Here is a 25,360-nt window from a genome sequence, read left to right as displayed (position 1 = left end):
CTCAACAGGGTTCAAGCGCGTGAGAATAGCACAGGGCAAGACATTCCATAAGCCGGAGGCCGATACAAAGAAAAAAGCCGCCGGGGTTAGCGGCGGCTTTTTATGTGCGGAGCGATTACTGAATCAGATCGTTTTTGATGATCTTGGGTGTGATGAAGATCAGCAACTCGCTGCGCTCATCAATGTGTACTGTTCGCTTGAACAAGCGCCCAAGGTAAGGAATGTCCCCCAGGAATGGAGTTTTGGTGGTTTGAGTCGCCACTTCAGACTGGAAGATACCGCCCAACACCACGGTCTCCCCATTGGCTACCAGAACCTGAGTCGTAACAGAGTTGGTATTGATGGACGGAATACCAGCTGTTACCTCACCCCGGGAATCCTGGTTTACCACCAGATCCATGATGATCTTGTCATCCGGAGTGATCTGCGGAGTTACTTCCAGAGACAGAACCGCTTCCTTGAACTCAACGTTTGTCGCACCGCTTGAGGTTGCTTCCTGGTAGGGAATTTCCTCACCGGACTTAATGGAGGCACTCTGGCGATCCGCTGTCACCACGCGCGGCTGAGACACAACCTCGGCACGACCATCGGTTTCAAGAGCAGAAAGCTCAAGGTCGATCAGGAAGTCGTCACTACCCCAGCCAATCGCAAAGGATGATGCGCCGTCTCCTGAAACACCCATATCGACACCCAGAGCACCGGGGAAGGAAATGGCGCCACTGCCGCCCGCCGCAGCGTCACGAGCTTCCTGGAGTGTACCCAGGGAACCACCAATACTGATGACATCGTTACCACTGACGTTATATGCGGCGCCGCCCCAACGAACCCCGAGACTCTCCGCAACGTTGGTCTGGGCGCGGACAATACGGGCCTCAATGGACACCTGACGGACCGGTACATCCCAGGTACCCACAAGTCGACGAATCTCTTCCAGCTTCTGCTGCGTCTCACGAACGCTGATCGTGTTGGTGCGGACGTCTGAAGAGACAAAGCCACGAGAGGATATCAACTCTTCATCCGCACGAATCAGCGCCACAATATCTGCCGCTTTCGCGTAGTTCACCTGAATAATATCCAGGCGCACCGGCGCCAGTTCGGCGATTTGCTTACTGGTCTCGAGCTCAAGCTTTTCGCGGGCGGCGATTTCCTCTGCCGGAGCCACCAGCAGAACGTTGCCAATTTGACGCTTGTCCAGCCCCTTGGTCTTCAGAATAAGGTCAAGCGCCTGATCCCAGGGTACATTCTGCAACCGCAGGGTAATGCTGCCACCAACGGTGTCACTGGCCACCAGGTTCAGGCCGGTAAAGTCGGCAATCAACTGGAGAACCGAACGTACTTCGATGTCCTGGAAGTTCAAGGACAGCTTGTCGCCGGTGTACGGGAATTTCTCTTCGCGACGGGTCTCCGCCTCTTCTTCAGTAAGTTTCTCAACGCTAACGGTAAACTCGCGACCTGACTGATAGGCAATATAGTCATAATTGCCTTCCGGGCGAATCTCAACCACCGCGTTGCCGTCCTCAACGAATGTATCGATCCGGGTAACAGGAGTGGCAAAGTCTGTAACATCAAGACGACGACGAAGATCTGAAGGGACATCCAGCCCCGGCATGGTCAGCCGGATGCGACCAGCCTGCTCAGACAGATTCACCGCCGCAGAGGCACTTCCAAGATCAACGATGACGCGCCCCTCGCCTTCCTTGCTCCGGCGGAAGTCCACGCCTGCAAGGGCATTGGAGGAGGCAGCGGCCGTCGATCCTGACTGGCGCTGCTGGGAAGCTGCCGCAGTGGCCGTAGCTCCACTGGCGCCGCCAATAGTCATGACCAGCGAATTGTTTTGACGAACTGTCTCGTGGGGAGTCAATTCCACCAGATTGAAGATCAGCCGAGTGCGATCTTTGGTTTCCACCACGGTCACGCTTTGCGCATTGCCGGACCCAAGCGGAATACTCCGCTGGTTAAGCCCACTGGTGGTGTCCTTGAGGTCCACAGCGATGCGCGCCGGGCGCTCAATCGTGTACCCGGTAGGCTCGGGCGGTGGCCCATCGAATTTCATGGTCACTTCCAGGCGTTCTCCCGGCAGCGACGAAAACGACACGTCTTCCAGCGTGACCGCGCTGGCCAGGCTGCTCCATAACCCGATGGCGATCACGCCCACGCAGACATTGAGTTTTTTGAACATCGCTAGCCTCGACCTTAAACCATTTTGTTCGTGCATGTTTTTTTCATTCATCCTTTATCGCTCCCGGCCTTATCCTTCATCCAAAGACAGGGAACGCGGGCGCTCGACCCAGCCACCCCGGCCATTTGGAACGATTTCAATCAATTCAATGCGAGTTTCACTGATACCGACAATCCGGCCGTAGTTCTGACCCATATAATTTCCGCTTCGCACCCGATGGATGCCGCCACTGCCATCACGAATCAATGCAAACAATCCGCCGCCTACACCCTGAAGCGTACCAACCATGGTCAGAGATTTAAGATCGAAGTTCTCAAGAACCTCTCTCGGCCTGTCCAGGTCCGGCTCGACATCACTGATCGGCTGTTCGTCCACCATGGTCAACTGAACGTCGACGGGCGGCTCAAAGGGGGCCCGGCGATCTGCCGCTGAATAACTGAACGCCTCGTAGGCCTTGAATTCTGGCAGGGGCTCCACGTGCCCCCGGGGCTTCGCCCGGGTATCGGCCATGAACTTGTCCAGATCCGAGAAACCGTTGCCCTGGGAACAAGCCGTCAGCAAAGACGCCAGACACACACCCAGCCAGGCTTTTCCCGCATGCTTTCCTGTCATGCTCACTCTCCAGCCCGGTAGCGGTAGGTACGTGCAACAACTTGCATATCAAGCCGCTCACCATCTCCGCCAATTGGTTTTATGGTTAAATCGTGCAATGTCACAATCCGCGGCAGACTTGCCACACTGCTAACAAACGTCGCAAGTTCGTGATACGCACCGGATACCCGGATATTGATCGGCAACTCCGAGTAAAAATCCCGCCGCTGCTCAGGCTGTAGCGCCACTTGCTGCAGAGACAGACCACTACCCAATGCGGTATTGGTGATATCCTCCAACAACCCCGGCACCTCAGTCTCACTGGGCAACTGGCGTACCAACGCGCCAAACGTCTCTTCCATCTCAGCCATTTGAGCTTTGAACACGTCAAGGTTAGCCACCTGATAGGCCTTACGCTCATATTGTTGCTTGAGCTCCTGCTCGGTGCGCTCGACCCTGTCCAGCTGGGCATACTGATCCTTGATAAAGAACCAGTATCCGCCGCCAAGAATCAGGCCAAAGATAATCAGAGCAACAATTGCTTTTATCGGTGCAGGCCAGATACCGGCGTTATTGATATCGAGGTCGTTGATATCAAATTCGTTCAAGCTCTTGAGTGAGTCCGCGAGGCTCATTAATTATCCTCCCCTTCGGGCTCTGGTGTCTGCTGCTGAACAGACAGGTTGAACTGGCTGTAACCTGCACGACGAGCGTCGGCTGCAGCCACATTGGTGAGATTGGGATTGGTGAACCAGTCAGAGTCATCAAACTGACGCATCAGATTGGAAATGCGGCTGTTCGACTCCGCCATACCCACGATTTCGATGCGTTCTCCCGTCCGCTTCAGATCGGTGTAGAAGAGGCCATCAGGCAAGGTGCGAACCAACTCATCAAACACCCGAACGATGACCGGACGTGTGCCCTGGAGATCTTGGATTACCTGCATCCGAGCCAACAACTCATCGCGCTGGCGCTTGAGGTTCTCGATCTCTCTGATCTGCTGATCAAGCTGTTTTGCAGCGGTTTCAATATAGGCGTTTCGGGATTGCTGATAAGCAATCCGGCTGTCCATATCCGACTTCCAGAGGAATGCCAGGCCAGCCGCCACAATAGCTGCGCCAAGGATCATGACCACGAACTGCTTCTGCTTCTCAGCTCGCAGTTCCTCACGCCATGGTCTGAGGTTAATCTTTGCCATCAGTCGAAACTCCTCATTGCCAGGCCGCAGGCAATCATCAACGATGGAGCATCATTGCTCAGGGCTGATGCATTCACCCTGGAACCCACGGCCATGTCGGCGAATGGATTCGCAACCAGGGTTGGCGTACCGGTCTTCTCCTCCACCATCTCGGTCAGGCCCTGAATGGATGCCGTACCGCCTGCAAGAACGACGTAATCAACAGCGTTGTACTGGCTGGCACCAAAGAAGAACTGGAGAGCGCGTGCAACTTGCTGCACAACCGCTTCACGGAAGGGGGTAAGGACCTCCGGCTCATAGTCGTCCGGAAGCCCGCCCTGTTTCTTCGCGAGACCGGCTTCTTCAAGTGATAAGCCGTAGCGGCGCTGAATTTCCTCGGTAAGCTGCTTGCCCCCGAAAATCTGCTCACGGGTATAAACTGTCTTACCCTCAGCCAGCACACTCAGCGTGGTCATGGTTGCGCCGATATCGACGATGGCAACCACCAGCTCTTCGCCCTGGGACTCCAACTGGGGCTCGATCAGTTTGTACGCCCTTTCCAGTGCATAGGCCTCGACATCGACAATCTTGGTGGTCAGGCCGGCGATCTCGAGAGCGTCCTCACGGATATCCACGTTCTCTTTTCTGCACGCAGCCAGCAGCACGTCGACCTGGTCCGGATTCGACTCAGACGGACCCTGCACCTCAAAATCGATGGCTACTTCATCCAGCGGATACGGGATGTACTGATCGGCCTCGAGGGTGATCTGGTCTTCCATCTCGAATTCGTTGAGGCCGCCATCCATCTGGATGACCTTGGTGATAACCGCAGAACCTGACACAGCCACGGCAACCTGCTTAACGCTGGTACGGGATTTAGAGGCCACTCGCTTGAGCACCTCACCCACCGCTTCTACATCAGTGATGTTTTTCTCGACAACTGCGTTGGCCGGCAACGGCTCAACCGCATAGCTTTCAACCTTGTAACGGTCGCCATGCCTTGACAGTTCCAGAAGTTTGACCGAGCTGGAGCTGACATCCACGCCCAGCACTGCACTGGATTTTTTTCCTAGCAATCCGAACACGCGCTCACCCTATACCTGGTTTAATGCACCCGGCTAAGGCGCCTCTGAACCAATCCCTGATACGGCAATCATGACAGAGACGCTTTATGTGTTTTTTATGTAAGAGAATTCTTCAAGTTTTCCGTCTACAATGCAGGCTCTTTGTTATTCAAGAGATCTTGCATTCAGTGAAGCAACTCAACCTTCCTAAAGCAATTTCTCAAATAATAGACCTATATCCAACTGTTGTCAGAAAAAAATGTCTCATTTGCTGCGCACATCTCGTGTTTTCGCCTGGTTCCTGCTCACCGGCCTGAGTGTCGCCATTATTATCGCCTCGGCCTTCTATTTATACCTTCGGCCCAGTCTGCCTCCTGTTCACCAACTGCTGGACGTAAAACTTCAGACGCCGCTTCGGGTATACAGTGCAGACAACAGATTAATAGCAGAATTCGGCGAAAAGAGAAGGGCACCGATCACAATCGAACAGATCCCTACAATTCAGTTACAAGCCTTTCTGGCCGCGGAAGACGCCCGATTCCACGACCATTTCGGAGTCGACATCAAAGGGTTGACGCGGGCTGCCATCGAACTGGTGTCCACCGGCAGCATCCAGTCCGGCGGTAGCACTATCACCATGCAGGTTGCAAAAAATTACTTTTTGTCACGCGACCGCACCTTTATTCGTAAGTTCAACGAGATACTTCTGGCTCTTCAGATCGAACGTGAACTTGATAAAGACAAGATCCTGGAGCTGTACCTGAACAAGATCTACCTGGGCAACCGCGCCTACGGCATCGCCGCAGCCGCCCAGGTCTATTACGACAAACCCGTCGACGAGCTCACCCTTGCGCAGATGGCCATGCTGGCTGGACTGCCAAAGGCGCCTTCTGCCTACAACCCTCTGGCCAACCCTGAGCGAGCACTGATACGCCGAAACTGGATTCTTGGAAGAATGCGGGATCTCGGCTACATCACACAGGAAGACTGGTCAGAAGCAACCAAAGCCCCGCTCACCGCCACCTATAACATGCGGGAAGCTGAGGTAGACGCCGATTACGTCGCCGAGATGGCACGAACGGAGATGGTTCGCCGTTTTGGTGAAGCTGCCTACAATGATGGCTACAGCGTGACGCTGACCGTTGACGGAACCAAACAACAAGCGGCAACGGAAGCCCTTCGCACCGGCCTTGAAAACTACGATCGGCGTCACGGCTTCCGTGGCCCCATCGGCCAGTTTGACGTTGCCGGTATGTCTACAGCAGAGCTGTCCAATCAGCTACTCAACTACCCGAGGGTAGAAGGCCTCATCCCTGCAGTGATCACCTCAGTCAACGATGATGAGGGCGCAGCAAGGGTTCACACCCGCCACCTCGGTCCGGGAAAAATGGACTTCGAAACCATGACCTGGGCTAAGCGATACCGCACAGAGAACCTGACAGGACCAACCCCGGAGAAGCCATCCGATGTCGTTAATGTCGGCGACGTGGTCTATGTGAAGGTAACGCAACTGCCGCAAATTCAGGAGCAACCCCCTGAAACCGACGGCAACGAGCCTCGGCTTGAACTGCAGGTTGCGCTCTCTCAGGCCCCAAGAGTGGAAGGCGCAGTGATTTCCCTGTCGGCAAAAACCGGCGCCATTGAGGCCCTTGCCGGCGGCTACAGCTTTAGCCAGAGCAAATACAACCGGGCAACCCAGGCTAACCGCCAGCCGGGTTCTACGTTCAAGCCTTTCCTGTACCTCTCTGCCCTGGAGAACGGCCGCACACCGGCAACCATTTACAATGATGCACCCATCGTATTTGAGGACTCAGAACTCGAAGGCGCCTGGCGCCCCCAGAATTCATCGGGCCAGTTTTATGGCCCAACGACACTCAGGGAAGGCCTCTATCGCTCGCGCAACCTGGTTTCAATCCGGCTGCTGAGAGATCTAGGCATTCGCCAAACACTGAACTATCTGGATCAATTGAAGATCCCGACCGCCAACATGCCAGCCAACTTGTCTCTCTCCCTGGGGGCAGGCCAGCTCACGCCAATGGAGCTGGCGCGCGGCTTCGCCGTTATCGCCAACGGCGGCTATGACGTGGAACCGTATCTGATTAAAACCATCCAGGAACCGGATGGCACCGTTGTCTACGAGGCACCTGAAACCGTACTTTGCGACAGCGACTGCGAACAGCAACTAACAGATAACGCCAGTGAAGGCCCGCTCACAGAGAGCAACAGCGACACACCGGAAACGGATGGCATTCTGTTGCCGGCAAGCGCTCAGCAGTCTGCGGAAAAACGCGTGATGAAACGCCTGGCCGACGAACGCTCGGTTTATATCATGCACACGATTCTTCAGGACGTGGTCCGTCGCGGCACCGGTCGCCGCGCACTGGCGCTGAACCGCAAAGACCTGGCCGGTAAAACCGGCACCACAAACGAACAGAAAGACACCTGGTTTGCCGGCTTCAATCACGACGTGGCAACAACCGTATGGGTGGGCTTCGACCAGCCAGCCCCCCTCGGCCGACGGGAATTTGGCGCAAGCACAGCCCTGCCAATCTGGGTTGACTACATGAAAACCGCCATGCAAGGCGCACCCGAATCTACCATGGCAAGACCCAACGGGATTGTGAACATCCGCATTAACCCCAGAACCGGCGAACGGGCGCGCCCTGGAGAAGATGGCACGTTTGAAATCTTCAAAGAGGAAGATGCCCCAGCGCCGCTATCACAGGACACCAACGGCAACGGGTCTGGCGCCAACGACTCTGACAGCCTGCCCGGACAGATTTTCTGATCCGGCGCAGCCGAGCCCAGCAATGGGCAGACACAAAAAAACCGGCGGGATCTCCGCCGGTTTTTTTGAGGCCCAACAACTACATCCAGATCAGATGATGTCGTCCATGGACTTCAGCGGGTAGTGCGCCGGGTAAGGATTGCGCGCCACACCAGAGTCTACGGCAGCACGGGCAACCGCAGCAGGCACTACGTCAAGCAGACGAACGTCCATCGGCTTGGGAATAATGTATTCCTTACCGAACTCCAGGCTGTCGACACCGTAAGCGGCGCAGATTTCCTGGGGCACGGGCTCTTTAGCCAGTTCACGAATAGCATGAACCGCTGCCACTTTCATTTCCTCGTTGATGGCGGTTGCACGAACGTCCAGCGCGCCACGGAAAATGAACGGGAAGCCCAGAACGTTGTTCACCTGGTTCGGATAGTCCGAACGGCCGGTTGCCATGATCAGATCATCGCGGGTAGCCAGAGCCACTTCCGGACTGATTTCCGGATCCGGGTTGGAGCACGCGAATACGATCGGGTTCGGAGCCATCTTCGCCAGCTGCTCAGCACTCAACAGGTCCGGACCAGACAGACCCAGGAACACGTCGGCGCCGTCAATGGCGTCATCCAGTGTGCGCTTGTCTGTCTCGTTGGCGAACATCGCTTTGTACTGGTTCAGATCGTCACGACCAGAGTGGATCACACCCTTGCGGTCGAGCATGAAAATGTTTTCAGAGCGAATACCGCAGCTGATCAACAACTTCATGCAGGCAATGGCAGCCGCACCGGCGCCCAGACAAACCACCTTTGCCTCTTCAATTTTCTTACCCTGCAGCTCAAGGGCATTGATCATGCCAGCTGCAGTCACGATGGCAGTACCGTGCTGGTCATCATGGAAGATGGGCACGTTGCACTTTTCGATCAGCGCACGCTCAATCTCGAAGCACTCCGGTGCCTTGATGTCTTCGAGGTTGATACCACCGAAGGTATCCGCGATACGCTCTACAGTTTCAATAAACGCTTGCGGGCTTTCGGAATTGACTTCGATATCGAACACGTCAATACCAGCAAAGCGCTTGAACAGTACGCCCTTGCCTTCCATTACCGGCTTGCTTGCCAGGGGGCCGAGATTACCCAGACCCAGGATCGCAGTACCATCAGAAATCACAGCTACCAGGTTGCCCTTGGCCGTGTACTTGTATGCGTTCTCGGGGTCCTTCGCGATCTCGCGGACCGGTTCGGCAACCCCGGGGCTGTACGCCAGGGAAAGGTCGCGGGAAGTTTGGGTTGGCTTGGTGATTTCAACACTCAGCTTACCCGGCCGCGGTTTGGCGTGATATTCAAGGGCTGCTTCTTTCAGATCTTGAGACATTGCCACTGTTCCGTTTGTCACGTTTAAAGGTATTAACCGCCGGGGCTCGCCCAACGGAGCGCGACATTATGGCGCGACCGCCCCGAAACGACAAGCCAAACCCGAATATTTTATGACCAGTCAATAGTGCATTTTGCGTATAAGACATCGAAAAAACCGACGTCCAGACACAAAAAAAGCGCCCTGAGGCGCTTTTTTGCAACATTTCGGTGCAGATCAGGCTTTCTTGCCGCCGATACGGCTGCCGAAACGCTTCTGGAACCGATCAATACGACCGCCGGTGTCCATAACCTTCTGCTTGCCAGTGTAGAACGGGTGGCACTGGGAGCATACGTCCAGCTGCAGGTCGTGGCCTACAGTGGAGCGAGTCTTGATCACGTTACCGCATGAACAGGTGGCGGTAATGTCTTCGTACTTCGGGTGAATACCTTCTTTCATGGCGAACCTCTGTCGGTCATGCCGCTACCTGATCACCCGCCGAAAACGGCCTACATGCCAGGCACCGCATGTTTGAATCAATTGGAAAGACCGTGCACAATCATGCCCGGCCATAAACAGACCGCGAATCTTACTGACAAACCCGGCCACAGGCAAGTATCTTGACTCCTCACAAGACTCCAGAACACAACGCCCGGCGCCAGAAGGCCCGCCATCAGGATACGCAGATACCGTGACACGGCCAGCTATCGCCCGCATCGCCCTGAACCGTCCCCTGAGGCGCCTGTTTGACTACCTGATTCCCGACAGCCTTGAGCTCGCACCTGGCCAGCGGGTTACCGTGCCTTTCGGGCGCCAGACTTTGACTGGCCTGGTAGTAGAGATTGGCGTTGAGCCCCCGCCCGGCGTCAACCTGAAGGCTATCAAAGGCACACTGGAAGCCTGGCCAGCCCTGCCAGACAACACCTTTAACCTGCTCACCTGGGCCAGCGATTATTACCAGCATCCGCTGGGAGAATGCCTGTTTACCGCCCTCCCCCCGGCCTTGCGACGGGGTCGGCCCGCTCAGGAGAAAGCCGATGAAAGCTGGCACCCGGCAGCAACAGAGGCCGTCTTACCAGCCAACGCACACCGGCAAGTCGCCCTGTTCAATGCCATCAAGGAATCACCCGGCATTAGCTCCAGCGCGTTGGTGAAATCCGGCTTCAGCCGGGCCCAGATTCGCAATCTGCAACAGAAAGATCTGATCACCGAGGGCGCCAAAGCCATAACTGCGCCGGCCACCAAAGACCTGCCGGCCCCGACCCTGTCCGCCGCCCAACAGGCAGCGTCAGCTCAGATGCCGGAGCACACACACGAATTCTCTGCCACCCTGCTCTATGGAATAACCGGTAGCGGTAAAACCGAACTTTACCTTCATTATTTAAAAACGCACCTCAACGCGAACGAGCAGGCACTGGTACTGGTACCCGAGATCAACCTGACACCACAAACACTCGCCCGCTTTCGCCGCTACTTCGGCAACCGCATTCAGGTATGGCACTCTGCCCTGAATGACGGTGAGCGCCTGAGCACCTGGCTGAAAATCCGCAATGGCGAACCGGTGATCCTGATAGGCACCCGCTCGGCAGTACTGCTTCCTTTTAGCCACCTTCGCACCATCATCGTCGATGAGGAGCACGACAGCTCCTACAAACAGGGCGAAGGTTTCCGGTATTCCGGGCGGGATGTTGCCGTCTACCGCGCTCACCTGAACCGGTGCCCGGTGATTCTCGGCTCGGCCACACCGGCCCTGGAATCCTGGCATAACGCGCAACAGGGCAAATACCAACTGATTCGACTGGAAGAACGGGCCGGCAACGCGAAGCCACCCCAGCTTGAATTACTGGACATCCGAAGCCGGCCACTTGAAGCGGGACTGTCCCGCCCAACCCTGAATACGATCAAAGAAACGCTTGCGAGGGGCGAGCAAGCACTGGTCTTCGTCAACAGACGGGGATTTGCCCCGGTAATGATGTGCTTTGATTGCGGCCACTTAGAAGAATGCCCACGCTGCGACACCCGACTGACCTACCACCGCCGCGACCACGCCATGCGCTGCCACCACTGTGACTTCCAGATGGCGGCCAGCCACACCTGCCCAAAATGCCAGAGCGAAAACTACAAACCCGTTGGCCAGGGCACCGAGCGCACCGAAGACACCCTTGCCGAGCAATTTCCGGACACGCCCATCGTGCGGGTAGACAGGGACAGCACCCAGCGCAAAGGCAGTATCCAAGCCATCCTGAAAAGGGTGAATACCGGCGAGCCCTGCATTCTTGTGGGCACCCAGATGCTGGCCAAGGGCCACGACTTCCCCAACGTGACCCTGGTGTGCGTAGTAAACGCCGACGGCGGCCTGTTCAGTGTTGATTTCCGGGCACCGGAACAGATGATCCAGACTCTGCTACAAGTCAGTGGCCGCGCCGGTCGGGGCGACAAACCGGGAAAAGTGCTGATCCAGACCTGCCACAGCGACCACCCGCTTCTCACCAACTTGTGCCAGGGTAACTACGCTGCGATCGCCGACCAGCTCCTGGCCGAGCGAGAAACCGGCGCCCTGCCACCCTACCGCGCTATGGCGATCGTACGAGCCGAAGCCGACACCATGCAGAACAGCCTGCAACTTCTGGACACCCTGAAACCCATGGCGCAAAGCCCCGGCATCGAAATCTGGGGCCCGTTACCTGCCGTTATCGCCCGCAAAGCCGACCGCCACCGGGCCCAACTGATTCTGTGCAGCGATAGCCGTGGCCACCTCAATCGCGTGCTGACACAGCTATGCCAATACCTAGACCAAGCCAGGCTGCCCTCCAGTACCCGATGGGTGGTTGATGTAGATCCGCAGGAAACCGGCTAACCTGATCAGCCAACAAAAATGTGACGCAGTCGATAACCTGCAAATCGTTACAATCTTTTGCAGAAATCGGCACCCGTAAGCATTGCGTTCGCGCCGACTGTGCTATGATTTTCAGCAAACTACCTAATAAAGCTGTAACAACACCTGAGGTTGCGGTTCTCAAGCAGGGAATGCGCAGCGAAAAGGCTTTTGCTGTAACGAAAACTGGAGATATAAAAATGTCAGGGAAATTCCTTGCGCGTGCGTCAGCGTTGTCGCTGGCTTTTATTTTGGCGGCCTGTGGAGGGGATGATAGCTCTACTCCGCTTGCAGGAAGCGGCGGCAATACGGGGGGAGGATCAGATACCCCTACTAACCCAACAGTGAGTGTTGGCTCCGTTCAGCTGCTCACAAGCGCGCCAACAATTGGCTCTTCAGGCCAGGACAAGGCTCTTATTACAGCTCTTGTTCGCGACCAAAATGGCGTTCTTACACCCGACGTTCCGGTCAAGTTTGAAGCATCAAATAACGGCTCACTGGTAGTCACGACTCCAACCACGTCTGAAGCCGGCCAGGCCAGCGCCGAATTGTCCTCCCAAGGTGATGCCCGAAATAGAACAATTGCCGTTACAGCATCCGCTGGCTCTCAAACTAATTCGGTAAACATTGCAGTAACCGGCACCAACCTAAGCCTCACCGGCCCGACTGCTATCAGTAATGGAGCCTCAGCGAACTTCGAAGCACGCCTGCTTGACTCTGCAGGTGGAGGCATCGGAAACACTGTCGTAAACATATCAAGCCAGAACAACACCGTCTCAAGCTCAAGCATGAACACAGATTCTTCAGGACGAGTTAGATTCTCGCTCAACGCGAACAGTGGTGGCACAGACACGCTCTCGGTTAGTGCATTTGAAGGTGATTCTGGCATTTCCACCCAAATCAACGTGAACGTATCTGCTGACAGCTTCATTTTCGACGAAATTGACGTAAGCGAAGTGGAAATAGGCGCTTCTCAAAACGTATCTGTGACTTGGACTCAAAATGGAAACCCTGTAGTGGGACAAGAGGTCCGTTTTGCTACAACCCGCGGAACTCTTGCTTCCAACACCGCAATAACAGACGGTAATGGCGCAGCTGTTGCCAGCATCAGCTCAACAAATGTCGGCATTGCCGAAATCACTGCCACAGCAGAGAGCTCTGAGGGCAGTCAGATTCAGACAAGCCAGGCCCTTGAATTCGTGTCTTCTAACCCACACGACATAAATATCCGAGCTTCAAAGACGCAGGTTTCAACTAACGATGAGGCAAGCATAATCGCTACGGTCCGGGACGAAAACGGCAACCTCGTAAAGAATGCGCAAGTAGAGTTCACATTGACTGATCCGACGGGCGGCACACTTTCACCAGGAAGCGTGAGAACAGATAGTCAAGGGCGCGCGATTTCGACCTATACCTCCACAAGTAGTATCAGTGAGAAAGATGGCGTTCAGATAACCGCACAGATCCAGCGCAGCGACGGCACTACCGAGCAAAAGACTATCTTGCTTACCGTGGCTGGGCGGGCGCTGACCTTGATCCTCGGCACTGGCAATACAATTTCCGCCCCAGACCAAACCACTTATGAAATGCCGTGGAGCGTGCTTGTGACCGACGCCAACGGTAACGCAAGCACCGACCAGCCGGTACAACTTAGCGTCCTTCCAGTTGAATTCGCCAAGGGATCTTATAGCTGGAATGGTGACAAATGGGTATTGCCGGACAACCCTACAACGTGCCAGACAAACCACTCCGATCCTGTGAATGGAACTGAGATTGGGACCCCCGCTGCAGCCCCTCGGTCAGTAACGACTGATGACTCCGGTGCAATCCAATTTGATATTAAGTACACCAAAGACCAGTGCAATTGGGTAAAGGTTAGATTAACTGCAACCTCGAATGTTGAGGGCTTCACGAGCTCTAACTCTAGGACATTCATTCTACCCTGTGTCGCTGATGACCTAAGTGACGAGGGAGTCAGCCCTCCGGGAGAGCAAAGCCCTTATAACGAAACAGCCTGCAACTGATCAAGGCTACTGGACAAGCTGGGCTTTCTTCATCGGAAAGCCCAGCTCTTTAATATTAGTTGGTATACCTCCATCCGTTACTGCCGACTTTCGACCAAAAATTCAATCTGTCAGCAATTTTGCTTGATATCCAACTTTCCGCGATAATACGCCTCTTCTGATTTCAACGGGCGCCCAGCCCTGCACCCATTCTCCTGAAAACCGAGTCATCTGACGCATGAAAGAGACCGTATCCGAGCTTCTCCAGTCCGCACTGGCTGCCCTGCAGTCTGAAGGCACTCTGCCGGCTGACCAGACCTTTACCCCCCAGGTTGGCAACACCAAGGACAAATCCCACGGCGATTACGCCTGCAACATTGCCCTGATGGCCGCCAAGGCGGCTGGCTGCCCGCCGCGAAAGCTGGCCGAGGCCCTGGTGGCGGCGTTGCCGGAGAGTTCAGCGGTGGAGAAGGTGGAGATTGCCGGGCCGGGCTTTATTAACTTTTTCATGAGCACCGCCAGCGCGTTCGGAATAGTGAATACCATCCTGGGCGAAGCGGAACAGTTTGGCCGTAACAACTCGGGCAAAGGTGAGAAGGTTCAGGTGGAGTTTGTGTCGGCCAACCCCACCGGCCCCCTGCACGTGGGCCATGGCCGCGGCGCCGCTATTGGCGACTGCCTGTGTCGCCTACTGGAAGCCAACGGTTACGACGTTACCCGTGAGTTTTATTACAACGACGCCGGCGCCCAGATCAACAATCTGGCGCGGTCGGTTCAGTCCCGCGTGAAGGGCCTGACCCCGGAGCATGAAAGCTGGCCGGAAGACGGCTACCGGGGCGACTATATTGTCGACGTGGCCAACGCCTATATGGCCGGCGAAACGGTGATTGCCGATGACCGGAAAGTGACCGCCAAGGCCGACCCGGACGACCAGGACGCCATCCGCGACTTTGCCGTGGCCTACCTGCGCCGGGAGCAGGACCTGGACCTGAAAGCCTTTGACGTTCAGTTTGATGTGTATTTCCTGGAATCTTCCCTGTACGAGGACGGCAAGGTGGAGGCCACCGTTGAGCGCCTGAAGGCCAACGGCTACACCTATGAGCAAGACGGCGCCATGTGGCTGAAAACCACCGAGTTTGGCGATGACAAAGACCGGGTTATGCGTAAAAAGGATGGCGGCTACACCTACTTCCTGCCGGATGTGGCCTATCACCTGGACAAGTGGCAGCGTGGCTTTACCACCGTGATCAACGAACAGGGTGCAGACCACCACTCCACCGTGACCCGCGTGCGCGCCGGCCTGCAGGCACTGAAAGCCGACATCCCACAGGGCTGGCCGGACTACGTTCTGCACCAGATGGTGATGGTGACCCGCTCCGGCCAGGAAGTGAAAATCTCCAAGCGGGCCGGCAGCTACGTAACCGTACGGGACCTGATCGACGAAGTCGGCCGCGATGCCACCCGTTTCTTCCTGGCCGCGCGCCGTGTCGACTCCCAGTTGACCTTCGATATCGACCTGGCCCGCTCCCAGACCAATGAAAACCCGGTGTATTACATCCAGTATGCCCATGCCCGTATTTGCAGCGTGCTGCGTAAGCTCGCAGCCGAGGGTGTAAAGCGGGGCATGAACGAATGTGTTGGCGACCTGAGCCTGTTAACCCTGGACGAAGAGAAAGAACTGGCCAATCAGCTGGCCAAGTATCCGGAGCTGATTGCCAACTCCGCCACCCAGCGGGAGCCGCACCACCTCACCCATTACCTGCGTGAGCTGGCCGGCCAGTTCCACACCTATTACAACGCCCACAAGGTGTTGATTGAAGACACCGCCCTGCGGGATGCCCGTGTCAGCCTTTATCTGGCCGTGCGCCAGGTGATTGCCAACGGCCTGGATTTGCTGGGCGTTAGTGCGCCAGAGGAGATGTAAAAAGACCATGGCCAGAGACTACGCCAAGAAAGACCGGCCTGCGGGAAAAGGAGCGGCTTCGTCCAGAAAGCCAGCGCCGAAGCCCCGTAAAGCTTCCCCCGCTAAGCGGAGTGCGCCATCGCACTCCCAGCACGGGGCGCTGTCGTTCAAATGGATTCTGTCTCTGGCTGCGGTAGGTGGTTTTGTCGGTTTTATCGTGTACCTCAACACACTACCAACGGGCCAGGAATCCGCCAGGCCGAGCCAACCCGCACAGCAGTCTGCCCAGCCCAAAACACCCGCGCCCAGCACCGCCAAGCAGGAGCCAAGCCGGCCACGGGAGCAGAATTTCCGGTTCTACGATATGTTGCCGGAATCAGAAGTGGTGCCCCCCAAGGTTCAGGAGTACTCCCCCAACCCTGCTCAGCAGGACTTCAATTATATCGTCCAGTCCGGCTCTTTCCGCAGCCAGGCGGATGCCGAACGGCAGCGGGCTCAGATCGCGTTCCAGGGTTTGCGAGCGCAGGTTCAGCGCATTGATCTGGAAAGTGGCAGTGTGTGGTATCGGGTGAATGTGGGGCCATTTGAGTCTCGCAGCCAGATGAATGCGGCGGTGGATAAGCTGGTTTCTATTAATATTCAGCCGCTGGTTCGGAAAATTCCGCGCGAAGGTTAAATTTCTTGTAAGCCCGCCGACTCTGGAATCACTCGAAAAGATAACCGCGCCGGAGATTGGGACAGGTTTGCGGGGGTGCTTTTCAAAACCTTGCGGAGCCATGGATGGCGGAGCAGAGCGTACAGGGACGTATTCACAGCGTGTTTTGAAAAGCACCCCCGCAAAGCTGGCCTCCCCCCCCCCAAGCCGGCCCTCTTGAATTCCCGCCAGAAGCCTCCATAAAGCTCCAAGACACTTTCATATCAGGCAACTGGAGCCAAAATGACTACCATAGTTTCCGTCCGCCGGGACGATGAAGTCGCCATGGGCGGCGATGGCCAGGTTTCTCTGGGCAACACCGTCATGAAAGGCAATGCCCGTAAGGTTCGCAGGCTCTATAACGGCCAGGTGATTGCCGGGTTTGCCGGCGGCACCGCCGATGCGTTCACTTTGTTTGAACGTTTTGAAGCCCAGTTGGAGAAGCACCAGGGTAATCTTACCCGGGCTGCGGTAGAGCTTGCCAAAGACTGGCGTACCGATCGCGCTCTGCGAAAGCTGGAGGCCCTGCTGGCCGTGGCCGACAAAACCGCCTCGCTGATCATTACCGGTAACGGGGATGTCATCGAGCCTGAACAAGGGCTGATTGCCATTGGCTCCGGTGGCCCGTTTGCCCAGGCCTCGGCTCGTGCGCTGCTTGAAAATACCGACCTGAGTGCACACGAAATCGCCGAAAAGGCGCTCGAGATCGCCGGTGATATCTGCATTTACACCAATCAGAACCGCACTCTGGAAGTGCTGTCCTTCAAAGACTGACCGGAGCGACCATGTCTGCAATGACTCCCCGTGAGATTGTCCACGAGCTCAATAAACACATCGTGGGTCAGGATGAAGCCAAGCGTGCCGTAGCCATTGCCCTGCGTAACCGCTGGCGCCGCATGCAGCTGGACAGCAGCCTGCGTGACGAAATCACTCCCAAGAACATTTTGATGATTGGCCCCACCGGTGTGGGTAAAACCGAGATCGCCCGGCGCCTGGCCAAGTTGGCGGATGCGCCCTTCCTGAAGGTGGAAGCCACCAAGTTCACCGAGGTGGGCTATGTGGGCCGGGATGTGGAATCCATTATCCGGGACCTGGCGGATATGGCGGTGAAACTGCTCCGCGAGAAGGAGATGAAACGCCACGAGAACCGTGCCCTGGATGCCGCCGAGGACCGTATTCTGGATGCCTTGCTGCCACCAGCCCGGGATTTCAACGAAGACAGCCAGCGCGCCAGTAACGATTCCGCCACTCGCCAGATGTTCCGCAAAAAGCTGCGGGAAGGCGAGCTGGATGACAAGGAAATCGAGATTGACGTTCGCAGTGGCGGCGCCGGCGTTGAAATCATGGCTCCTCCTGGCATGGAGGAGATGACCAACCAGCTTCAGAGCATGTTCTCCAACCTGTCATCTGACAAGCGTAAGACCCGCAAGATGAAAGTGGCGGACGCCATGAAGCAGGTGAAAGACGAGGAAGCCGCCAAACTGGTGAACGAGGAAGAGATCAAGCACAAGGCCATTGATGCGGTTGAGCAGAATGGCATTGTGTTCATTGATGAGATCGACAAAGTCGCCAAGCGCTCGGAGAACACCTCATCGGATGTCTCCCGCGAGGGCGTGCAGCGGGATTTGCTGCCGTTGATTGAAGGCAGCACCGTCAGCACCAAGTATGGCGCGGTGCGCACCGATCACATTCTGTTTATCGCCTCCGGCGCCTTCCACCTGTCCAAGCCGTCAGACCTGATCCCGGAACTGCAGGGGCGTTTGCCGATCCGGGTAGAACTCCAGGCGCTGACACCGGAGGACTTCAAACGCATCCTGACCGAACCAGACGCCTCCCTGGTGCAGCAATACGAAGCCCTGATGGGCACCGAAGGCGTGAAGCTCAACTTCAGCGAAGATGCCATTGCGCGGATCGCAGAGGTGGCTTTCAAGGTGAACGAAACCACCGAGAACATCGGTGCCCGTCGCCTGCATACGGTGCTGGAACGCTTGCTTGAAAGCCTGTCGTTCGATGCCGGTGATAAGGTAACGGATGGCTTCGAGATTACTGCGGAGTACGTCGATGAGAAGCTGGGCGAGTTGTCTGAAGACGAGGACCTGAGCCGGTATATTCTGTAACCGGCTTCGCCCGACACTGAAATGGCCGGATGTGTTTAACGCATCCGGCCTTTTTTGTACCCTGGCGCTTTTTTACTGGGCTTTCGAGAACAAATGAGTGACGTTACCGATACTTGCGGCTAACTTGCCCTTCTCCGCCTGCTTCTTGCGCCCCTTGGCCACATACAAGGGCAGCATTTCGCCATACAGGCTGGTGCTGATGGTGCGTTGTTCGTCTTCCAGGCGATCCCGACGCAGTTTGATGCCGTACTTGAGCAGTTTTGGCTCCAGTTCATCGGCCCGGTTCAGCAGATCTCTACGCGTCATTTGATAGGCGTGTTCGCACACCATCCGCCGGCTCTGGAAGCTGAACACGTTGGAGAAGAACAGCTTGGCGTCGTCCCGGGTGGGCTCGAACAGCAGGATGTCTTTGTCCGGGTAGTCACGACCATACTGGGCAATACCGGACTGCATCCGTGAGTAGACCATGGTGCGGAACGTCTGGGACAACAGGTTGGGCATGCCTGAGCGCGTGAGGTCGCCAGGCTTCATGGTGCCTGCACGCACCGCTGCGCTGGCGTCGATAGGCACCTGAGGGTTCACCGCCAGCACCAGATCGGCGCCGTCTTCGAAGGCGACCGAGGCATGCAACCCCTTACGCAAGGTGCCGTCCACATAGTAACGACCATCGATGTCGACCGGCACATACAGCCCCGGCGAAGCCGTGCTGGCCTGGACCGCCTTGGAAATGGGCACGTGGTCATACCCCGGGGCACCAAAGCATACCGCTTCCGTGCTCTCCACATCCGCAGCCACCACGTACAGGCTACGCTTTAGCTGACGGAAATCGTTGGTGCGGCCCAGCATGGTAAACGCCCGCCGCAGGTATTCGTGCAGCCCCTCGTTATCAAACAACCCGGCTGGCGCGGCCTGGGCCAGAATGGTCAAGGCTTCCAGAAGGCTCTGGTCGTAGGGGTTATTGATAAAACGGCTGACAGCCGAAGACAACAAACCGGGAACCGCCAGCAAGCGACTACCAATCTCCCGGAATGCAGGGCGATAGAATACTTCCGGGTGGAACGGGTGAACCTCGGCTTCATTGCGCACGAAGATACGACACAACTGGGCCGTGGTCATCTGATTGGCCAGGTTAGCCGCCACAAAGGAGCCAGAGTTAACCCCGACATAAACATCGATGTTGTTGAAATCCAAGCCATCCAGGGCTTCGTCCAGCGCCCTTAGCGCTCCGATCTCATAAATGCCACCCAGTGGCCCACCGCCCCCAAGGGCGAGGCCAATGCGCGGTGCTGGCTTGAGCTCGGTCGCTTTGGTCATAGCCTGTCCTTCGTAGGTACTGCAGTAAGAATTACGTTACTAACCTATCAACGGATTTTAGAGTAAGCACCCTATTACTGTCACAGTCGGTCAGGAAACCGCCTGCTCTGCCATCGCAGCGCTGGAGGATTTCACCGGTCGCAAATACCGGCCAAACCCGGCATTACGCAGGGCCAGGTCGACACAGCTCTTGATGACGTGGGGGGAATCCAGCAGCAGAACATCTTCCAGCAACTGGATAGCCCACTCCCGATCAATGCTGCGGATAACGGATTTCACCTTCGGCAGACTGGCCGCGTTCATCGACAGGGAATCATAGCCCATCGCCATTAACAGCAACGCGCCACCCGGGTCGCCGGCCAGCTCGCCACAGATGCCCACCGGCTTACCCACGGAGTGGGCATCCTGGGCAATGCGCACCAATGCCTGTAAAACGGCCGGATGATAGGAATGGTAAAGCTGGGCAACACGCGGGTTGTTGCGATCTACCGCCAACAGGTATTGGGTCAGGTCGTTGGAACCCACCGAGAGAAAGTCCACGCGCTCAGCCAGTTCACGAATCTGGTAAACGGCAGCCGGCACTTCCACCATCACACCCACTTTGGGCATGTGGATGTCGTAGCCTTCTTCGCGCACTTCGTGATAAACCCGGTAAATCAGGTGCAGGGATTCCTCCACCTCGGAAATGTTGCTGATCATCGGCAGCATGATCTGCAGGTTGTTCAAGCCTTCGCTGGCCTTCAGCATGGCCCGCACCTGAACAAGAAAGATCTCGGGGTGATCCAGGGTAACCCGGATGCCCCGCCAACCAAGAAAGGGGTTTTCCTCCTCAATCGGGAAATAGGTCAGGGCTTTGTCACCACCGATGTCCAGAGTACGCATGGTCACCGGATTAGGCGCAAAGGCTTCCAGTTGTTCCCGGTAATACTCCCGCTGCTCCTGCTCAGACGGAAAGCGGTCCTTGATCATGAACGGGACTTCGGTGCGATACAGCCCAATGCCTTCGGCCCCGTGAGACAGCGAGCGCACCACATCCGTCATCAGGCCGGTATTTACCAGCAGCGACACCCGATGGCCATCGGTGGTTTCGCAGGGCTTGTCCCGCAGCACCTCAAGCCCACGGATCAGCTCGTCTTCTTCCTCACAGATGGCCTGGTAGAAAGCGCGAAGATCCGATGACGGCGAGGCAAAAATCTGCCCTTCAAAGCCGTCCACCACCAGTTCGCGGCCGTCCAGCTGGTTGACCGGAATATCCACCAGCCCCATCACCGTGGGCACACCCATGGCGCGGGCCAGTATGGCCACATGGGAGTTACTGGACCCTTTGACGGACACAAGGCCAACCAGTTGCCCTTTCGGCACTTCGCCCAGCATGGCTGGCGTCAGTTCTTCACTGACCAGTACCGTGTGCTCCGGGTATTCCTGAAGCTTTTGCTCGCCTTCCTGCATATGGGACAGCAGCCGCCGGCCGAGATCCCGGATATCCACCACCCGCTCTTGCAGGTAAAGATCATCCATCATCTCGAAATGACGGATGTACTGCTGCACCACCTGTTTCAAAGCACCCTGAGCCCAGATGCCTTCGCGAATTTTGATCGCAACTTCGCCTGGCAGGGCACCGTCATCCAGCATCCGCAGGTAAACGTCAAACAGGGCCTGTTCTTCGGGGCGAAGTTGCGAGGCCAGGCGGTTCGCTACCCGCTCGATGTCTTCCCGAACGGCCTGCACGGCAGACTGGAACAGCTCCAGTTCCTGCTCGATGTTCTCGGTCGGTTTCTCCGGCACCACGTCCAGATCGGCGGACGGATACACCACCACACCAGTACCAATCGCGACACCAGGGGAGCCCGGCACACCATTGAAACTGACATCCTGGGTTTCTTCCCCGGTCAACGACAAGCCGCTTATGGCCCCGGTGGCCTCGCTGTGGGCAATGACACCCGCCAACTGGGCAGAGACCGTGACCAGGAACGCCTCTTCGCCCTCATCAAAACAACGGGAGCTCTCCCGTTGCTGAACCACCAGCACGCCCAGTACTCGGCGATGGTGAATGATGGGCACGCCCAGGAATGAACGGAAGCGTTCCTCACCCGTCTCCGGGAAGTAACGATAGCGGGGATGGGCAGGGGCGTCTTCAAGATTGATAGGCTCCTCACGGGAGCCTACCAGGCCCACCAGGCCCTCAGAATAAGCAAGACTGACCTTTCCAACAGAGTCTTTGTAAAGACCCTCGGTAGCCATCAGGATGTAACGGTTGGATGCCGGATCTAAAAGATAGACGGAGCAGACCTCGGTATTCATGGCCTTTTGCACCCGCGAGACAATGATATCCAGCGCCTCCTGCAAATCGCGGGCGCTGTTTACCTCTTGTACTAGACTTCGCAGGATGCTCAGCATGGAGTCAGTCCGTCATTTCTGGTGTTCCTTCAAACGCCGGTTCTGCTCACTCCGTTGCCACTGTTCCATGTTGTGGAACAGCCTGGGAGCCAGTTCTCTCAGCGCGCGCCTATACACTTCTCTCTTGAATGAAACTACTTGTCCTAACGGATACCAGTAGCTTACCCACTGCCACCCGTCGAATTCCGGTGAATCGGTACCATCCACGCGCACATGCGCGTCTGGCGACATCATCCTCAGCAGGAACCATTTCTGTTTTTGCCCCACACAAACGGGGTGCGAGTTATGGCGTACCATCCTCCTCGGAAGCCGGTAACGCAGCCAGCCCCGGGTGCAGCTGATGATTTCCACATCGCTGGCACTCAGGCCGATTTCCTCTCCAAGCTCCCGATAAAGCGCATCCTCCGGTGATTCGTCGTGCTTGATACCACCTTGTGGAAACTGCCAGGAGTCCTGCCCTATTCGCCTTGCCCAGAGAACCTCTCCCCTGTGGTTGGCCAGAATGATTCCGACGTTGGGTCTGAAACCGTCTGAGTCGATCACGGCACAGTCCTCATTAAAGTCGGCACCGGTTAAGTTTTAACCGGCGAAAATTGTCCAAGTTGCTCTCATTCTTACAGAATCCCAAGGCTTCGGCAAACGGAGCCGTTAGCGGCAGGTCATGGTAGACTGTGGCTCCTGCTTCAGAGCCTGTCACAATGGGAGGAAACGGCTTGACGCTCGCAATATTTGATCTGGACAACACCTTGCTGAACGGTGACAGCGACCATGCCTGGGGTGAGTTTCTGGTGGAAGAGGGCATGGTGGATGCCGAAGAGTACAAGCGCGCCAATGACCGCTTTTACGAAGAGTATCTGAACGGAGAGCTCGACGTATTCCACTATCAGCGCTTTGTCCTGGCACCACTGACCCGGCACAACATGGACGAACTGGAACGCTGGCGCGAAGCCTTCATGGCCAAGAAAGTACAGCCCATGATGCAGGATAAGGCGGCGAAGCTACTGGCCGACCACCGCGAACAGGGCCATACCCTGATGATTATCACCGCCACCAACCGATTCATTACCGAGCCAATTGCTGAACTAATGGGCATTGAGCACCTGATCGCCACCGAACCCGAGCTGGTCAACGGCAAATTCACCGGTGAAGTGGCTGGCACACCAAGTTTTCAGGAAGGCAAAGTGGAACGGCTGAACGACTGGCTGGCCACCCACGGTGAGAGCCTTGAGGGCGCCTGGTTCTACAGCGACTCACACAATGACTTGCCGCTGTTGCGGAGGGTGGAGAACCCTGTGGCGGTTGATCCGGACCCGACGCTGGAGAAGACGGCTGTGGAGAATGGTTGGCGGGTTATGTCGCTTCGGGTCTGACCCCGAACGGGGTCTGACCCACTTTTGCCCGTCTTCGGCACCCAGATCGAACCTTGGTACTGGAGTCCAAGATGGGTCAGTCCCCATGCGGGGACAGACCCTTAAACACTGGTGCTGGAGTCCAAAATGGGTCAGTCCCCGTTCGGGGACAGACCCCTAGACAATGGTACTGGATTCCAAGATGGGTCAGTCCCCATTCGGGGACAGACCCTTAAAACCTAGAAAAACCCGGTCAGCGAACGCACAAAGCAGGACTTGATGTAGTCCGTCTCCGGAATCCCCGGCACGATGGGATGGTCCGGCGCCTGGTGACCTTGCTCCAGCAGCTGCACAAACCGGTCAATCTTGCGGCCACTGCCACGAATAATGTCGATCAGCTTTTCCTGGGACAGATGCATGGAGCAAGATGCTGACACCAGCAATCCATCACGCTCCAGCAGCCTGAGCCCCAATTGATTCAGCCGGGCATAGGCCTGCTCCCCAGCTTTCTGGTCACGGCGACGGGGAATCAGCGCGGGTGGGTCCAGTACCACAATGTCGAACTTTTCTTTCTCATCCGCCAGAGCTTTCAGGGCATCAAAGGCGTCGCCTTCAATAGTGTCCACATTCTCCAGCCCGTTCAGCTTGGCGTTGTGGTGCACCGCATCCACCGCCGATGAGGACGCGTCCACACAGGTCACCTGGGATGCCCCGGCACAAGCGGCCTGAATACCCCAACCGCCCACGTAACTGAACACATCCAGCACTTTCTTACCCGGCGCATAGGCCTGCAGGCGTTGCCGATTCATACGATGATCATAGAACCAGCCGGTTTTCTGACCACCGGCCAACGGCACCTCAAAGCGAGCACCGTTCTCCTCCACCAGCACCGTATCCGCTTCCGGCCCATGGGAAAACTCCACATAGGTGTCCAGCCCCTCAACCTTGCGCATCTTGCCATCGTTCTTCAGCACGATAATCCGGGCATGAGCCAACCGCTGAACGGCACGCACAATGGCATCCTTCATCTGCTCCATGCCCGCGGTGGAAATCTGCACCACCACCACATCATCAAACCGGTCCACCACCAAGCCAGACAGCCCATCACTGTCACCAAACACCCAACGGTAAAAAGGCTTATCAAACAAACGCTCCCGAAGACTCAGCGCCGCCTCCATCCGATCCGTCAACCGCTTAGGCGTCATGCCATGGTCCGCATCCCGACTGATCAGCCGGCCGCAAATCAATGCGTGAGGGTTCACAAACGCCACACCCATCGGCTTGTCATTCGATGCACGCACCTGAACCTGCGTGCCGGGCTCAAACCCTGGCAGCGGGCTACGCTGGGTATCCACCTCATTGCTGTAAACCCACAAGTGGCCGGCACGGAGACGGCGTTCTGCGCCCTTGCGCAGGTAGAGAACAGGAAAATCCATTAAATAATCACCTAAATTGGCAGAATCGTGCTTGAGGGCAGCACTGCGTTTGGGGCGCGGTTCCGGGGGCGCTTCCCGAAACCTTGCGGAGCCATGGATGGCGGAGCAGAGCGTACAGGGACGTATTCACAGCGTGTT

The 25,360-nt window shown here is 56.6% G+C and carries 19 protein-coding genes; 8 read left to right on the top strand and 11 right to left on the bottom strand.

Annotated elements, in window-relative coordinates; genetic code table 11:
• Window positions 1–115: 115 nt before the first annotated feature.
• The 5 genes from C7H10_RS00095 to C7H10_RS00075 form a co-directional block, all read right to left on the bottom strand.
• A complete protein-coding gene (locus tag C7H10_RS00095; protein WP_425269095.1) occupies window positions 116–2,179 on the bottom strand; it encodes a type IV pilus secretin PilQ in 2,064 nt (687 codons plus the stop codon).
• Between the two features lie 69 nt (window positions 2,180–2,248).
• On the bottom strand, window positions 2,249–2,791 hold the full coding sequence (locus C7H10_RS00090; protein WP_061332384.1) for a pilus assembly protein PilP: 543 nt from the start codon (window positions 2,789–2,791) through the stop codon (window positions 2,249–2,251).
• Between the two features lie 2 nt (window positions 2,792–2,793).
• Entirely contained in the window at window positions 2,794–3,405 is a 612-nt protein-coding gene (locus C7H10_RS00085) for a type IV pilus inner membrane component PilO (protein WP_061332385.1), read from the bottom strand.
• Window positions 3,405–3,968: a PilN domain-containing protein gene (locus C7H10_RS00080; protein WP_106693178.1), complete on the bottom strand. Its 564-nt coding sequence runs from the start codon at window positions 3,966–3,968 to the stop codon at window positions 3,405–3,407. Before C7H10_RS00080 ends, C7H10_RS00085 begins: the two co-directional genes overlap by 1 nt.
• Window positions 3,968–5,032, bottom strand: coding sequence for a pilus assembly protein PilM (locus tag C7H10_RS00075; protein ID WP_106693177.1), 1,065 nt, complete (start codon window positions 5,030–5,032; stop codon window positions 3,968–3,970). The genes C7H10_RS00080 and C7H10_RS00075 overlap by 1 nt, the downstream gene beginning before the upstream one ends.
• 238 nt (window positions 5,033–5,270) lie before the next feature.
• Between C7H10_RS00075 and C7H10_RS00070 the strand changes: the two genes are divergently transcribed.
• Window positions 5,271–7,799, top strand: coding sequence for a penicillin-binding protein 1A (locus tag C7H10_RS00070; protein WP_106693176.1), 2,529 nt, complete (start codon window positions 5,271–5,273; stop codon window positions 7,797–7,799).
• Between the two features lie 90 nt (window positions 7,800–7,889).
• Here the strand turns inward: C7H10_RS00070 and C7H10_RS00065 are convergent, their stop codons facing one another.
• The gene (locus tag C7H10_RS00065) at window positions 7,890–9,155 is read right to left on the bottom strand and encodes a malic enzyme-like NAD(P)-binding protein (RefSeq protein WP_061332389.1); all 1,266 of its coding nucleotides are present in this window, start codon (window positions 9,153–9,155) and stop codon (window positions 7,890–7,892) included.
• Between the two features lie 216 nt (window positions 9,156–9,371).
• The gene (gene rpmE, locus C7H10_RS00060; protein WP_061332390.1) at window positions 9,372–9,593 is read right to left on the bottom strand and encodes a 50S ribosomal protein L31; all 222 of its coding nucleotides are present in this window, start codon (window positions 9,591–9,593) and stop codon (window positions 9,372–9,374) included.
• A 232-nt stretch (window positions 9,594–9,825) separates the two neighbouring features.
• Between rpmE and C7H10_RS00055 the strand changes: the two genes are divergently transcribed.
• The 6 genes from C7H10_RS00055 (at window position 9,826) to hslU (ending at window position 18,726) form a co-directional block, all read left to right on the top strand.
• Window positions 9,826–11,991, top strand: a complete 2,166-nt coding sequence (locus C7H10_RS00055; RefSeq protein WP_106693175.1) for a primosomal protein N' — start codon at window positions 9,826–9,828, stop codon at window positions 11,989–11,991.
• Window positions 11,992–12,095: 104 nt separating this feature from the next.
• A complete protein-coding gene (locus C7H10_RS00050) occupies window positions 12,096–14,033 on the top strand; it encodes an Ig-like domain-containing protein (protein ID WP_244178145.1) in 1,938 nt (645 codons plus the stop codon).
• A 217-nt stretch (window positions 14,034–14,250) separates the two neighbouring features.
• Window positions 14,251–15,936, top strand: coding sequence for an arginine--tRNA ligase (gene argS / locus C7H10_RS00045; RefSeq protein ID WP_106693173.1), 1,686 nt, complete (start codon window positions 14,251–14,253; stop codon window positions 15,934–15,936).
• 7 nt (window positions 15,937–15,943) lie between these two features.
• Window positions 15,944–16,591, top strand: a complete 648-nt coding sequence (locus tag C7H10_RS00040; RefSeq protein ID WP_106693172.1) for an SPOR domain-containing protein — start codon at window positions 15,944–15,946, stop codon at window positions 16,589–16,591.
• A 261-nt stretch (window positions 16,592–16,852) separates the two neighbouring features.
• Window positions 16,853–17,383, top strand: a complete 531-nt coding sequence (hslV, locus tag C7H10_RS00035) for an ATP-dependent protease subunit HslV (protein WP_058090075.1) — start codon at window positions 16,853–16,855, stop codon at window positions 17,381–17,383.
• An 11-nt stretch (window positions 17,384–17,394) separates the two neighbouring features.
• The gene (hslU, locus tag C7H10_RS00030; RefSeq protein WP_061332394.1) at window positions 17,395–18,726 is read left to right on the top strand and encodes an HslU--HslV peptidase ATPase subunit; all 1,332 of its coding nucleotides are present in this window, start codon (window positions 17,395–17,397) and stop codon (window positions 18,724–18,726) included.
• A 72-nt stretch (window positions 18,727–18,798) separates the two neighbouring features.
• On the opposite strand, the gene C7H10_RS00025 is transcribed toward hslU, so the two are convergent.
• The 3 genes from C7H10_RS00025 to C7H10_RS00015 form a co-directional block, all read right to left on the bottom strand.
• Window positions 18,799–20,040, bottom strand: a complete 1,242-nt coding sequence (locus C7H10_RS00025; protein ID WP_061332395.1) for a patatin-like phospholipase family protein — start codon at window positions 20,038–20,040, stop codon at window positions 18,799–18,801.
• Between the two features lie 90 nt (window positions 20,041–20,130).
• On the bottom strand, window positions 20,131–22,437 hold the full coding sequence (gene ptsP, locus C7H10_RS00020; RefSeq protein ID WP_061332396.1) for a phosphoenolpyruvate--protein phosphotransferase: 2,307 nt from the start codon (window positions 22,435–22,437) through the stop codon (window positions 20,131–20,133).
• A gap of 12 nt (window positions 22,438–22,449) precedes the next feature.
• Window positions 22,450–22,980, bottom strand: a complete 531-nt coding sequence (locus tag C7H10_RS00015) for an RNA pyrophosphohydrolase (RefSeq protein WP_061332397.1) — start codon at window positions 22,978–22,980, stop codon at window positions 22,450–22,452.
• Window positions 22,981–23,150: 170 nt separating this feature from the next.
• On the opposite strand from C7H10_RS00015, the gene C7H10_RS00010 reads away from it, so the two are divergent.
• Window positions 23,151–23,807, top strand: a complete 657-nt coding sequence (locus tag C7H10_RS00010; RefSeq protein WP_106693171.1) for a histidinol-phosphatase — start codon at window positions 23,151–23,153, stop codon at window positions 23,805–23,807.
• 218 nt (window positions 23,808–24,025) lie between these two features.
• On the opposite strand, the gene C7H10_RS00005 is transcribed toward C7H10_RS00010, so the two are convergent.
• Complete coding sequence (locus C7H10_RS00005) at window positions 24,026–25,222, bottom strand: class I SAM-dependent rRNA methyltransferase (protein ID WP_106693170.1); 1,197 nt, start codon at window positions 25,220–25,222, stop codon at window positions 24,026–24,028.
• Between the last annotated feature and the right edge of the window lie 138 nt (window positions 25,223–25,360).

The organism is Marinobacter shengliensis, assembly GCF_003007715.1.
Lineage (GTDB): Bacteria > Pseudomonadota > Gammaproteobacteria > Pseudomonadales > Oleiphilaceae > Marinobacter > Marinobacter shengliensis.
The sequence above is the reverse complement of the archived record's forward strand: the minus strand, read 5'-3'. Positions and strand labels throughout refer to the sequence as shown.